This is a genomic window from Bradyrhizobium sp. 215_C5_N1_1, from assembly GCF_052075935.1.
Classification (GTDB): Bacteria; Pseudomonadota; Alphaproteobacteria; order Rhizobiales; family Xanthobacteraceae; genus Bradyrhizobium; species Bradyrhizobium barranii.
In genome coordinates this window covers 3349403-3361550 of the sequence record NZ_CP197228.1, presented here as the reverse complement: position 1 = coordinate 3361550, position 12148 = coordinate 3349403, and the positions used below count along the sequence as shown (strand labels likewise).

Below are 12148 nucleotides of genomic sequence, written 5' to 3'. Positions count from 1 at the left end.
GCGCGCCGAAGGCGCGAGCCCGGAATCCATCAGGCCACAGAGCCGGTGGACGAATTGATTCCGGGTTCGATGCTACGCATCGCCCCGGAATGACAGCAAGAGAAATTCACCCCTTGGCGTCGCAGGCCCAGGCGCGGATCACGCATTCCTTGCCGCCGTATTTGTAGCATTCGCGCGTGGCGGCGTTGAGCGAGGCCGAGATCTTCGGCTTGACGGCATAGCCATAGGCGCCGCACGGGTTGGCCATATCGACCGACATCGCGGCGCAAGCGCGCTTCATGGTCACCGTCGTGCAGTCGCCCTTGCACTGCTTCTGTGCGGCGGCACGGGCCTCGCGCTCGGCGCCGTAATCAAAAGCCTGGCCATAGGCTCCGCACTTGCCGACCGCAAACGCACCGGCAGCATGCGCATCCGTGATGTAGCGAGCGCCGGCGACACAAACCGACAGCGCAAAGAAAAACATCGCGCAACGGCGCGCGACGACATTCGAAGCCATGGAAAAACCCCTCCCCCCAAGGCAGGTGGAGAGGACTCTAGGCGGTGGACGTTTCCAGATGGTGAACGAGGGGTGAAATCGAACGAATGAGAGTGCCGTAGGGTGGGCAAAGGCGCAAAGCGCCGTGCCCACTATCCATCCACACCATCATTCAAAATTAGTGGGCACGCTTCCGCCTTCGCTCTACGAGCTACGGCGGACAAGTCGTTTTGCCCACTCTACGGCACCGTCATCCGCGTCTTGCGGCTTCCAGCGCCTGCGGCGTGTCGATGTCGAGGAAGGCACTCTCACCATCCACGGGGACTTCGGCCACCGCTTCGGTGTGCTTGGCGATCAGATGGCGCGCGCCGACGTCGCCGTCGAGCGTCATCAATTCCTTGAAGAAGCGGCGCGACCACAGCACGGGATTGCCGCGGCGCCCGTCACTGACGGGCACGACGATGAGGTTGCCGCGGTCCGGCGCAAAGCCGTCGATGAGACGGTCGATCAGGCCGGCATCGATCAGCGGCATGTCGCCCAAACAGACCACGGCGCCGTCGCAAGCCTCAGGCACAGCCGCGATGCCGGCCTTGACCGAGCTCGCGATGCCGCCGGCGAAATCCGGGTTGCGGACGAACTTCACCTTCAAGCCTTGCAGCGCCTGCTCGACCAGCTCGGTCTGATGGCCGGTGACGACGATCACCTCGGAGGCCTTGGAGGCCAGCGCCTGCTCGGTCGCGATCCGCACCAGCTTCTTGCCGTCGAGCTCGGCGAGCAGCTTGTTCGGTCCGCCCATCCGGGTCGAGCGGCCCGCTGCGAGCACGATGGCCGCGACATGGCTGTTGCCCTCGATCGCGGGTTCTGCGCGCGGCTGCGGCCGCGTGACGATCTCCATCAGGAGGCCGCCGACGCCCATGCCCATCAACTCGGAGCGCGTCACCTTGATGCCGGCGAGCAGCCGCATCAGCACCCAGTCAAAACCGTTCTCGACCGGCGAGCGTGCGCAGCCCGGCGCGCCCAGCACCGGCACCCCGCCGGCACGCGCGATCAGCAGCAAATTGCCGGGGTCGACCGGCATGCCGAAATGCTCGATCTCGCCGCCGATCCCGGTGACGGCCGCCGGAATCACGTCGCGGCGGTCGGCAATCGCAGAGGCGCCGAACACGATCACGAGCTCGGCGCCAAGCGCGAGCAGCTCCTTGATCGCGGCCGACAGCGCCCGCTCCTCGTGCTGGACCCGGCGCTCGGCAATGATGCTGGCGCCGGCCGGCGCGAGCCGCTCGGCGGTGACGCGCAGCGTCTTGTCGATCACCTTCGACGAGAGGCCCGGCAGCAGCGTCGAAACGATGCCGACGCGCTTGATGACGTAGGGCGCGATCTTCAGCACGTCCCGGCCCGCCGCCTTCACCGCGGCATCGCGCAAATTGCCTTCCACGCCGAACGGGATGATCTTGACGGTGCCGACCATCTCACCCTCGACCACCGGCTTGTAGGCGGTGAGCGTCGCAAAGGTGATGGCCTCGTCGATATTGTTGATGCGGTCGACCGCGGCGCGGTCGATCACCAGCACGCCCGGGCGCGCGGCGAACAGATTGGCGCGGCCGGTGAAGGCGCGCTCGACATGAATGCCCTCGCCGCCGACGGCCAGCGCAATACTGGCGGCGGCGACATCCTCGGAGACGTCGCCCTCCTCCATGCGCACCACCACGACGTCCTTGATGCCGGCGCGCGTCAGCGCCTCGACCTCGGCCGGGCCGATCGTCGTGCCTTTCTTCAGCACCAGCGGTCCCTGGCGCAGGGTGTGGACGGTCACCCCGCCGATCGCATCCTTGGGGCTCGCCGGTCCGAATTTCATGCCGCTTCTTCTTTTTCTTTTGGAGGCAGGCGCAGCACCGCCGTGATCTCGGCCATGATCGACACAGCGATCTCGGACGGCGAGACAGCGCCGATCGCCAGCCCAATGGGCGCGTGGATGCGCGCGATGTCGCTGTCCTTGGCGCCCTGCGCGCGCAGCCGGTCGCCGCGCTTGGCATGCGTCTTTCGCGAGCCGAGCGCACCGATATAGAAGCACTTGCGTTCAAAGGCGTGCAGCAGCGCGGGATCGTCGATCTTCGGATCGTGCGTCACGGCGACGAAAGCCGTGTAGGCATCGACATTGAGCGGCGGCAGCGCCGTGTCGGGCCATTCGGCGACCAGGGGAATATCAGGGAAGCGCTCCGCGCTCGCAAACGCCGTGCGGGGATCGACCACGGTGACGTCGTAGCCGAGCGAGCGCGCCAGCGGCGCCAAGGCCTGGCTGATATGGACCGCGCCGACGATGACGAGCTTTGCGGTCGGCGCGTAGACGTTGAGGAACAGCTTCTTGCCGCCGGCTTCGACACTGGCGCTCTTGCCCATGCGAAGCTGCTTGTCCAGTTCGGCGCGCAGCGGGTCTTTTGCAAAATCCGCAGCCTTCACCAGGCGCTGCTCGCCGCTCTCGGTGTCGGTCACCAGGATCACCGGCCGGCGCGCGGCGCGCTCGGCATTGAGTTCGTGCAGGATCGCGAGCTTCACGGCTAACCGACCTTCTCGACGAAGACGCGGATGGTGCCGCCACAGGACAGCCCGACATTCCAGGCCGTCTCATCGGCAACGCCGAACTCCAGCATCCTGGGCTTGCCGCTCTGGATCACGTCCATGGCCTCGGTGACCACGGCGCCTTCGACGCAGCCGCCGGAGACCGACCCCAGAAACGTGCCCTCATCGTTGATGACGAGGCTCGAGCCCGCCGGGCGCGGGGCCGAGCCCCAGGTCTCGACAACGGTGGCCAGCGCGACCCCGCGGCCGGCCTTCTGCCAATCCTCCGCCGCTTTCAGAATATCCTCGTCGCGATCGAGCATGGCTTAACCTCTCAAGCTGCGGAACGGATCAGGCTGCGGTGATGCGGCGGCAGCGGCCGGGAGAGCGTCGTGATCAGCTCCTGGATCGAACTCAAATTATGTACCGGGCGGAATTCGTCAACGTGCGGGAGCATCATTTTGATGCCCTGGGCCTTGGCCTCGAAGCCGCCGAACCGCAGAAGCGGGTTGAGCCAGATCAGCCGCCGGCAGGACCGGTGCAACCGGTCCATCTCGAAGGCGAGCTTGGAATCGGCCTCCCGCTCCAGCCCGTCGGAGATCAGCAGCACGATGGCGCCCTGGCTCAGCACGCGCCGCGCCCACAATTTGTTGAAGTTGTGCAGCGAGGCCGAAATCCGGGTGCCGCCGGCCCAGTCCTCGACCGAGGCCGAGCAGCTCGCCAGCGCCTCATCGGGGTCGCGCTGGCGCAGCGCCCGGGTGACGTTGGTCAGCCGGGTGCCGAACAGGAACACCGAGACGCGCTTTCGGGCATCCCCGATGGCATGCAGGAAATGCAGGAACAGGCGGGTGTACTCGCTCATCGAGCCCGAGATATCGAGCAGCGCGACGATCGGCGCCGGCTTCTCGATGCGCCCGAGGCGATGGATGTCGATGATGTCACCGCCGGTGCGCAAGGACGCGCGCAGCGTGCGGCGCAAATCGAGACGAAGCCCGCGGGGATCGGGCCGGTGCCGGCGCGTCAGAAGCTCGGCCTGCGGCAGCCGCATCCGCTCGACGGCGCGGAGCGCTTCGGTGATCTCAGCCGCGCTCATCTGCGCAAAATCCTTCTTCTGAAGGATCTCCTTGTCGGAGACCGACAGGCGCAAATCCTGCTCCTGGTGCTGCGGCGTCTCCGTCATCCGTGGCTGCGACATCGCCTCCTGCACGCGGCGCGAGCCGGCCTGCGGCTTCTTCTTGGCCTGCTCCGGCAACGGCACCGAATCCAGCATGTGCTTCCACTCTTCCGAGGCGCGGAAGAACAGGTTGAAGGCCTGCCTGAAGATCAGCGCATGCTCGTGGCGCTTGACGAAGATCGCCTCCAGCGTGGTGAAGACGTCGGCGCGGTTGCCGATGTCGATCACCTGGAGCGCGCTCATGGCATCGATGACGGCGCCCGGTCCGACCGGCATGCTGGCTGCACGCAACGCGCGGGCAAAGCCGACGATGTTGTCGGCGAACTGCTCGGTCTGGTCGGGCGCAAGGTGGTTGATGGCCATGGTCTCGTATCCATCCCCTCGTCATTCCAGGGCGCGCCACTTGGCGCGAGCCCGGAATCCATACTCCCGATCGTGGTTATGGATTCCGGGCTCGACGCTGCGCGTCGCCCCGGAATGACCGGAGTACTAGTGGCGCAAGATCAATTCTCGCTCGTCGCTTCCTTCAGCACCTTTTGCAGGGCGTCGCCCTGCATCCGGGTGATATCGTCCTGGTACTTGAGCAGCGCCCCCAGCGTGTCGCCGACCACTTGCGGGGTCAGCGAGCGGGCGTCGAGCTCCGACAGCGCGGTGGCCCAATCGATGGTCTCGGCGACACCAGGCGACTTGTAGAAATCCTGGTTGCGCAGCGCCTGGACGAAACGCACGACCTGCTGCGACAGCTTGGCGGAGATGCCGGGCACGCGCGTCTTGACGATCGCGAGCTCGCGCTCGGCTTCTGGATAGTCGACCCAGTGATAGAGACAGCGCCGCTTCAGCGCGTCATGGATCTCGCGCGTGCGGTTGGAGGTGATGATGACGATCGGCGGATGCGGCGCCTTCACGGTGCCGAATTCGGGAATGGTCACCTGGAAGTCGCTGAGGATTTCGAGCAGATATGCCTCGAACGCCTCGTCGGCGCGGTCGAGCTCGTCGATCAGCAGCACCGGCGGTCCCGCGACGTCGGGCTCCAGCGCCTGGAGCAAAGGCCGCTTGATCATGTAGCGGTCGGCGAAGATATCGGACGAGAGCTGATCGCGGTCGGTGTCGCCGGCGGCTTCCGCCATCCGGATCGCGATCATCTGCGCGGCGCTATTCCACTCGTAGACGGCGGAGGAGACGTCGAGGCCCTCGTAGCACTGCAGGCGGATCAGCTTCCGCCCCAGCGCCGCCGACAGCACCTTGGCGATCTCGGTCTTGCCGACGCCGGCTTCGCCCTCCAGGAACAGCGGCCGGCCCATGCGCAGCGACAGATAGGTCACCGTCGCCAGCGATCGCTCCGCGAGATAACCGCGCGAAGTCAAGAGTTCGAGCATCGCATCGACCGATGCCGGCAGGGCCGTGAGAGTCATGAAAAAGCCAGTCTCGCTACGCCCTCACCGGGGACAAGTTTGGGCCGAGGCGTGAGGTTCACTCACTCCTTGGCGTTGGCGGCATCGAGGGCACGCCGCGTCAGCACCCCGATGAGATGCGCACGGTATTCGGCGCTGCCGTGGATGTCGCTGTTGAGGCCTTCCGCAGGCACCTCGATGCCGTCGAGCGCCTTCGCGGCGAAGCGCTTCTTCAGGGCTTCCTCGAACGCGGTGACGCGGAACACGCCTTCGGAGCCGGCACCGGTGACGGCAACGCGCACGTCCGAAGGACGCCGCGCCACGAACACGCCGACCAGCGCGTAACGCGAGGCCTGGTTGCGGAACTTGATGTAGGCCGCCTTCTTCGGCAGCGGGAACATCACCTTGGTGATGATCTCGTCGGCTTCGAGCGCCGTCGTGAACAGGCCCTGGAAATACTCTTCCGCCTTGAGGCGGCGCTTGTTGGTGACGATGGTGGCGCCGAGCGCGAGCACCGCGGCCGGATAGTCCGCGGTCGGATCGTTGTTGGCGAGCGAGCCGCCGATCGTGCCCTTGTGGCGCACGGCGGGGTCGCCGATCTGGCTGGCAAGATTGGCCAGCGCCGGGATCGCCTCACCGACGATCGCAGAGCTTGCGACCTCGGCATGCCTGGCGGTGGCGCCGATCACGAGCGCGCGGCCCTTCATCTCGATCGTGTTGAGCCCCTCGATGTGGGAGAGGTCGACCAGATGCGGGGGGCTGGCGAGACGCTGCTTCATGACGGGAATCAGCGTGTGGCCGCCGGCGATCACCTTGGCGTCTTCGTTCTTCACCAGGAGGTTGGCCGCCTGGCGAACGGTCCCGGGGCGATGGTATTTGAATTCGTACATCTGAATGTCCTGATCGCAGAATGCGCGCGCGGTTAGGCGAGATCGGATTTCGCCATCGCCTTGGCGCCGGCGGAGATCGAAGCGACGATGTTCTGGTAGCCGGTGCAACGGCAGAGATTGCCTTCCAGCTCCTCGCGGATGGTGTGGTCGTCGAGCTCGTGGCCCTTGCGATGGACGATGTCGATCGCCGTCATGATCATGCCCGGCGTGCAGAAGCCGCACTGCAGGCCATGGTGCTCGCGGAAGGCCTCCTGCATCGGATGCAGCGGAGCGCCGTCGGCGGCCAGTCCCTCGATCGTCTTGACCTCGTGGCCGTCGGCCATCACGGCCAGCGTGGTGCAGGACTTCACGGCCTTGCCGTCGAGATGCACGACACAGGCGCCGCACTGCGAGGTATCGCAGCCGACATGGGTGCCGGTCAGGCGCAGATTCTCGCGCAGGAACTGCACCAGAAGGGTGCGGGGATCGACGTTGGCCGTGACAGGATTGCCGTTCACGATGAGGGAGATTTTTGCCATAAGCACTCTCTATCAGCGCCCCGACGGGTCCCGTCGAAGCGGTTCTTATAATTATTCCAACCCATCATATGGGCCATTATGCCCGGGGGCAACATCGCCCCGGACGCAAGGCGCCATGCCGAAAGGCGATAGCCTTCAGCCCTGTACCGCCTTGGCGAAGTTCGCGAAAAATTCGTCGGCCAGTTTCTTGGCGGTGCCGTTGATGAGGCGCTGGCCGAGCTGCGCCAACTTGCCGCCGATCTGCGCCTCGACCTCGTAGGAGAGCAGCGTACCGCCGTCCTTCTCCGCGAGCTTGACCACGGCGCCGCCCTTGGCGAAGCCGGCCACCCCGCCCTCGCCTTCGCCGGAGATCTTGTAGCCGTTCGGCGGGTCGAGATCGGAGAGTGTGACCTTGCCCTTGAAGCGCGCCGACACCGGCCCGACCTTCATTTTCGCGGTCGCGCGAAAGCCGCCGTCGTCGGTCTTCTCCAGCTCCTCGCAGCCGGGGATGCAGGCCTTCAGCACCTCGGGATTATTGAGCTTCTCCCACACGGCCTCGCGCGGCGCCGCAAGCTGGACTTCGCCGTTCATCGTCATGGCCATGGGGTACCTCCCGGATGCTTCTCTATAATGTGCTCAAGTAACGCACGGAGGCCGCAAAGGAAAGGGCAGCCCCCGGCCACGTGCAATGCATATTCGCAACTGCAAAAAGCTTTGCGCCGATGGTTTGGGATTGGCAGAGCCGGGGCATGGTGATTAGGTCCCGCGCAACATGAGCACAGCCCTCTCCCCCCTGCTCGCGCCGATGCTGTCGAGCCCAGCCATGCGCGCGGTCTGCGACGACCGGTCGACCCTCCAGAACATGCTCGATTTCGAGGCAGCCCTGGCACGCGCCGAGGCCGCCACGGATGTGATTCCCGCATCCGCGGTGGGCCCGATCGAAGCTGCGTGCAGGGCCGATACCTTTGACATGGCCGCTCTGGGCGAGGCCGCGACGCGATCCGGCAATCTCGCGATTCCCCTGGTCAAGGCGCTCACGGCCAATGTCGGCAAGGCCGATGCGGAGGCCGCGCGCTACGTCCATTGGGGCGCGACGAGCCAGGACGTCATCGACACCGCGACCATGCTCACGCTTCGCGCCGGCATCGATGCGCTCGATGCCGATCTCAGCCGCGCCATCAAGGGCTTTGCCGCCCTGGCGCGGAGCCATCGCAACACCGCCATGGTGGCGCGGACCTGGCTCCAGCACGCGCTGCCGATGCCGTTCGGGCTCAAGGCCGCGGAATACGCATCAAGCCTCGCCCGCGCCCGCTGCCGCCTGCGGCGGCTCTCCCGCGAGGGTCTTGCGCTGCAATTCGGCGGCGCGGCCGGCACGCTCGCGGCCCTCGGCGACAAGGGGCTCGTCGTTGCAGAGCGATTGGCGCAGGAGCTCAACCTGCCGCTGCCGGAAGCGCCCTGGCACACCCATCGCGACCGGATCGCGGAAGCCGCATCATGCTTTGCGATTCTCGCCGGAAGCTGCGGCAAGATCGCGCGCGACGTCTCGCTGATGATGCAGACCGATGTTGGCGAAGCGTTCGAGCCTGCCGGCGAAGGCCGCGGTGGCTCCTCGACCATGCCGCACAAGCGCAACCCGGTCGCGGCCGCGAGCGCGCTGGGCTGCGCGACCATGGCGCCGCAGCTCGCCGCGACGATCTTTGCAGCCCAGGTGCAGGACCATGAGCGCAGCGCCGGCCCCTGGCACGCGGAATGGCCGACGTTGCCGCAATTGATGCTGGTCACCTCGGGCGCGCTCGCCGCCATCCTCGACATCGCCGAGGGCCTCGACGTCGATGCCGCGCGCATGCGCAGCAATCTCGATACGACGCATGGGCTCATCATGGCGGAAGCGGTCACGTTTGCGCTGGCCGACAAGATCGGCAAAAGCGATGCGCATCATTTGATCGAGGCCGCGAGCAAGCGCGCGGTCGCCGAAAAGAAGCATTTGCGCGAGGTTCTCGCGGCCGATTCGCAGGTCACCGCGCATCTGCCGCCGGAAAAAATTGCGGCATTGTTCGAGCCGATGGCCTATCAAGGGGCTTCCCAAGCCCTGATCGACCGGCTGCTCGACAGCCTCGAGCGCGATTAATTGTTTGAGCATGATCTTTTTCGGAAAACCGCTCCACACTTTTCCGGATCATGCTCCAGAACGGAGACGCCCAGCATGCCCATGATCGATGCCGACGGTTGCCTGATCAACGTCTCCGTCGAGGGCCGCGACGGCGGGCCGACGCTGATGCTGTCCAATTCGCTCGGCTGCACGCTGCAGATGTGGGAGCCGCAGATGAAGGCTCTGACGCAGGTGTTCCGCGTCATCCGCTATGACCGCCGCGGCCACGGCAAGTCCAACGTTCCGCCCGGCCCCTATACGATGGAGCGCTTCGGCCGCGACGTGCTGGCGATCCTCGACGACCTCAACATCGAGAAGGTGCATTGGTGCGGCCTCTCGATGGGCGGCATGGTCGGGCAGTGGCTAGGGGCCAATGCGCCGGAGCGCTTCGGCAAGCTCATCCTCGCCAACACCTCCTGCTACTACGCCGAGCCGACCAAATGGCTGGAGCGCATCGACGCGGTGAAGAAGGGCGGCATCACCGCGGTCGCCGATGCCGTGATCGCTGGCTGGCTGACGCAGGATTTCCGCGAGCGCGAGCCGCAGATCACGGCGAAGATGAAGTCGATGCTGCTGGCTTCCCCCGTCGAGGGTTATCTCGCCTGCTGCGAGGCGCTGTCGACGCTCGATCAGCGCGAGATGCTCGCCAAGATCAAGAGCCCGACACTGGTGATCGCCGGCCGCCACGACATGGCGACGCCGATCTCGGCGGGTGAATTGATCCGCTCAAACATTCCCGGCGCCAGCATGACCATCATCGATGCCGCGCACATTTCAAATGTCGAGCAGCCGCACGCCTTCACCGACGCGGTGGTGGGTTTCCTGACGCAGCGCTGAGGCCGTCCAATTCAGCGCGGTTCGGCGGAGGGCTGCGGCATCGCCCCCTGGGCGGGCGCGGGCGGTGCGGGCACGGGTGTCGCCGGCTCAGCGGACTGCAGTGACGGCTGTTGAGAGGTTCGCGGTTCATCCGGTGTGCCCGGCGTTTCGGGCTTCGGTGGTCCCGGCTCACGCGAGGACCGCGTCCGCCCGCCGCCGTCCGATTCCGGCTGGTGATGTTCGGATTGCGGCGGCGCGATCAGCGTCATTGCGACCAGCGCAATCTCGGCCAACGCGAATGGCAGCAGGATCAAGACGAGCCCGCGCCGCGTGAAGGTTTGATTGAAGGCGCGGTAGATCGCGAACGCGATGCTGAGCAGCCAGACGCCACCAGCTGCCCGCGACTTCAAGGTCCACCCCTCTCCCATAATCAGGACGAGCAGGTGAGAGACGTAGTAGGGCACGAGACAGCTCAGCAGGATGAATTCGCCCCAGCGCTGGATCAACCCGATCTCCGATTGGATCGTCTTCGTCTCCTCGTCGATCTTAGTGGCCCGCTCCACCAGCGAGTTCTGCGTGATCGACAGGTAGTTCTGGTCGAGACTAACGATGCTCGACATCGCGCGCTCGTAGCGGACACCCAGCCGGTCGATGAAATCGAACTCCGGACCCAGCCGGCGCCGGATGAACTGATCATAGGGCTGGTCGCCTTCGAGGCGCAGAATGCGCAAGAGCTTCACATTTTGCTCGAACTGCCGCACGTAGTAGCGGGACCGTTCGATTCGGTAGAGCGGGCCGCTCCCGGTCTTCAGCAGAAATTTGCCCGTAATCTCGTTGAGCTGCGCATGCGCCTTGGCGATCTCGGCCATGGCCACGCGGTTACGCTGGTTGGCGGTTGCGGGGACGCTTTCACCCGGGCGCGTCCCGTAGGCTTCCGTCTGCGCGATCGCGCGGCGCGCCCTCTGGGTGGCCTCCTCCAGATCGGCCAACTCGAGTCCGGCATTGTGCAACCACCTGACGTCCTTGAGCGCGCACAGCCGGAACGTGCCGAGCTGAAGGATCTGGCTGACGAGACGGCCGAGTTGCCACTTGTTGACCACGGTCCTGTCGCCGACCCTCTGGTGGGCATAGACGATGAATTCCACTGGAATGCGCTCGCCGTCCGATATCTCGGGCAATTGTGGGCCGAGCGTGCTCAGATAGAGCGCCCGGCCATCGAGCATATAGTTAGCGGCGCATTCGTAGCGGGTGTGATCGGCGCGGATGCGATGCTGGATCAGGGGCAGTAGCGCCTGCTTGGCCTCGGCGCCCCAGCTCGGCGGCCCGTTGAACTTGAAGAAGCGATCGTCCCCGAAGGTCACGGCCCGCTCGGAGGCGACGAAGCCGCGAAAATCCGCACATACACGCTGAAAGATGGCGTCGTTCCGAAAGGATCCGCCCAACGACAGCACCTCCTCGTCAAAGGCACGCCAGAACTCGTGGAATGAATAGCGGTTGATATCCTTGGCGAGTTGGTCGACCGCCTGCTGCGACAGCGAAGCCGCAGGTTGGCCGCCAGTGGAGAGGTGCCGGTCCGGATCGAGATAGGCGACGATCCGATTCATCGTCTCGTTCAGCTCGGCGATGCCTGTGGGCGTGTTGTTGCGCGGCCGATCCAGCTCGACGAAGACCGACATCGTGAAATACTCAGCCTGGGTCTCGAAGCGGATCGTGACGTCGAGCAATTGCCAGACGAATTGCAGGCTGACGACGCGGTTGGTGCTCGCAAAGATGTCGTTCTGGCGCCGCGTGAGCTTATCGACTTGGTCGTCTTGCGGCTTGCGGTAGGCACTGCCAAACAGCAGGTTGACGCCGCCAATCCGGGGCGTGACCTCGATCGGGATGCCTCGCTTCGTTTCCAACCCGATCCAGAGCTCCCGGATGAAGCGATCGAGCGCCGTGTTGATCTCCTCGGGCCGCTTGTTGGGCGCCCATTCCGGATTGACCGGCTGCTCCCGCCTGTCCCCCTCCTCCTGGAAATTGGTCCAGAACGCCAGATGCCAGACCAGGGACGGCGCGCTCAGCACCTTCGGCGGCTTACGGTGGGCGCCCGCGTTCAGCTCGTGGTAGTCGCCGGCCGTGTTGAACATGGCAATCTGGCCGGTGGCGGTCTCGTCCATGGCAATTCACTCCCTCGAAACGAAGGCCTCAGGCGCACGCA

General features: G+C 65.5%; 12 protein-coding genes. 2 read left to right on the top strand and 10 right to left on the bottom strand.

Features of this window, described 5'->3' with window-relative positions; genetic code table 11:
- Nucleotides 1–106: 106 nt before the first annotated feature.
- From AB7G19_RS15775 to AB7G19_RS15735, 9 genes are all read right to left on the bottom strand, one after another.
- Nucleotides 107–496, bottom strand: coding sequence for a DUF4189 domain-containing protein (locus AB7G19_RS15775; RefSeq protein WP_028158473.1), 390 nt, complete (start codon nt 494–496; stop codon nt 107–109).
- Nucleotides 497–725: 229 nt separating this feature from the next.
- Complete coding sequence (locus tag AB7G19_RS15770; RefSeq protein ID WP_166342475.1) at nt 726–2330, bottom strand: NTP transferase domain-containing protein; 1605 nt, start codon at nt 2328–2330, stop codon at nt 726–728.
- On the bottom strand, nt 2327–3028 hold the full coding sequence (locus AB7G19_RS15765; protein ID WP_166342476.1) for an XdhC family protein: 702 nt from the start codon (nt 3026–3028) through the stop codon (nt 2327–2329). Before AB7G19_RS15765 ends, AB7G19_RS15770 begins: the two co-directional genes overlap by 4 nt.
- Nucleotides 3029–3030: 2 nt before the next feature.
- Nucleotides 3031–3354, bottom strand: a complete 324-nt coding sequence (locus AB7G19_RS15760; protein WP_007602422.1) for an XdhC family protein — start codon at nt 3352–3354, stop codon at nt 3031–3033.
- An 11-nt stretch (nt 3355–3365) separates the two neighbouring features.
- A complete protein-coding gene (locus AB7G19_RS15755; RefSeq protein ID WP_166342477.1) occupies nt 3366–4568 on the bottom strand; it encodes a vWA domain-containing protein in 1203 nt (400 codons plus the stop codon).
- Nucleotides 4569–4708: 140 nt separating this feature from the next.
- Nucleotides 4709–5617 carry an AAA family ATPase gene (locus tag AB7G19_RS15750; RefSeq protein ID WP_028147443.1) on the bottom strand — a complete coding sequence of 303 codons (909 nt, stop codon included), beginning with the start codon at nt 5615–5617 and terminating at the stop codon, nt 4709–4711.
- A gap of 62 nt (nt 5618–5679) precedes the next feature.
- On the bottom strand, nt 5680–6486 hold the full coding sequence (locus AB7G19_RS15745; protein ID WP_014494195.1) for an FAD binding domain-containing protein: 807 nt from the start codon (nt 6484–6486) through the stop codon (nt 5680–5682).
- A 32-nt stretch (nt 6487–6518) separates the two neighbouring features.
- The gene (locus AB7G19_RS15740) at nt 6519–7004 is read right to left on the bottom strand and encodes a (2Fe-2S)-binding protein (protein ID WP_014494194.1); all 486 of its coding nucleotides are present in this window, start codon (nt 7002–7004) and stop codon (nt 6519–6521) included.
- A gap of 135 nt (nt 7005–7139) precedes the next feature.
- Nucleotides 7140–7586, bottom strand: a complete 447-nt coding sequence (locus AB7G19_RS15735; protein WP_071912467.1) for an SRPBCC family protein — start codon at nt 7584–7586, stop codon at nt 7140–7142.
- A gap of 169 nt (nt 7587–7755) precedes the next feature.
- On the opposite strand from AB7G19_RS15735, the gene AB7G19_RS15730 reads away from it, so the two are divergent.
- Together AB7G19_RS15730 and pcaD are read left to right on the top strand one after the other, a co-directional pair.
- Nucleotides 7756–9111 carry a 3-carboxy-cis,cis-muconate cycloisomerase gene (locus tag AB7G19_RS15730; protein ID WP_166342478.1) on the top strand — a complete coding sequence of 452 codons (1356 nt, stop codon included), beginning with the start codon at nt 7756–7758 and terminating at the stop codon, nt 9109–9111.
- A 75-nt stretch (nt 9112–9186) separates the two neighbouring features.
- Nucleotides 9187–9969 carry a 3-oxoadipate enol-lactonase gene (gene pcaD / locus AB7G19_RS15725; RefSeq protein WP_166342479.1) on the top strand — a complete coding sequence of 261 codons (783 nt, stop codon included), beginning with the start codon at nt 9187–9189 and terminating at the stop codon, nt 9967–9969.
- Between the two features lie 11 nt (nt 9970–9980).
- On the opposite strand, the gene AB7G19_RS15720 is transcribed toward pcaD, so the two are convergent.
- Nucleotides 9981–12107 (bottom strand): DUF3422 family protein, encoded by a 2127-nt coding sequence (locus AB7G19_RS15720; RefSeq protein WP_166342480.1) that lies wholly within the window; start codon nt 12105–12107, stop codon nt 9981–9983.
- Nucleotides 12108–12148: the final 41 nt, after the last annotated feature.

Coding starts and splice junctions, on each gene's coding strand:
- AB7G19_RS15775 (WP_028158473.1), bottom strand. CDS start 496: ATGGCTTCGAATGTCGTCGCGCGCCGTTGCGCGATGTTTTTCTTTGCG.
- AB7G19_RS15770 (WP_166342475.1), bottom strand. CDS start 2,330: ATGAAATTCGGACCGGCGAGCCCCAAGGATGCGATCGGCGGGGTGACC.
- AB7G19_RS15760 (WP_007602422.1), bottom strand. CDS start 3,354: ATGCTCGATCGCGACGAGGATATTCTGAAAGCGGCGGAGGATTGGCAG.
- AB7G19_RS15755 (WP_166342477.1), bottom strand. CDS start 4,568: ATGGCCATCAACCACCTTGCGCCCGACCAGACCGAGCAGTTCGCCGAC.
- AB7G19_RS15750 (WP_028147443.1), bottom strand. CDS start 5,617: ATGACTCTCACGGCCCTGCCGGCATCGGTCGATGCGATGCTCGAACTC.
- AB7G19_RS15745 (WP_014494195.1), bottom strand. CDS start 6,486: ATGTACGAATTCAAATACCATCGCCCCGGGACCGTTCGCCAGGCGGCC.
- AB7G19_RS15740 (WP_014494194.1), bottom strand. CDS start 7,004: ATGGCAAAAATCTCCCTCATCGTGAACGGCAATCCTGTCACGGCCAAC.
- AB7G19_RS15735 (WP_071912467.1), bottom strand. CDS start 7,586: ATGGCCATGACGATGAACGGCGAAGTCCAGCTTGCGGCGCCGCGCGAG.
- AB7G19_RS15730 (WP_166342478.1), top strand. CDS start 7,756: ATGAGCACAGCCCTCTCCCCCCTGCTCGCGCCGATGCTGTCGAGCCCA.
- pcaD (WP_166342479.1), top strand. CDS start 9,187: ATGCCCATGATCGATGCCGACGGTTGCCTGATCAACGTCTCCGTCGAG.
- AB7G19_RS15720 (WP_166342480.1), bottom strand. CDS start 12,107: ATGGACGAGACCGCCACCGGCCAGATTGCCATGTTCAACACGGCCGGC.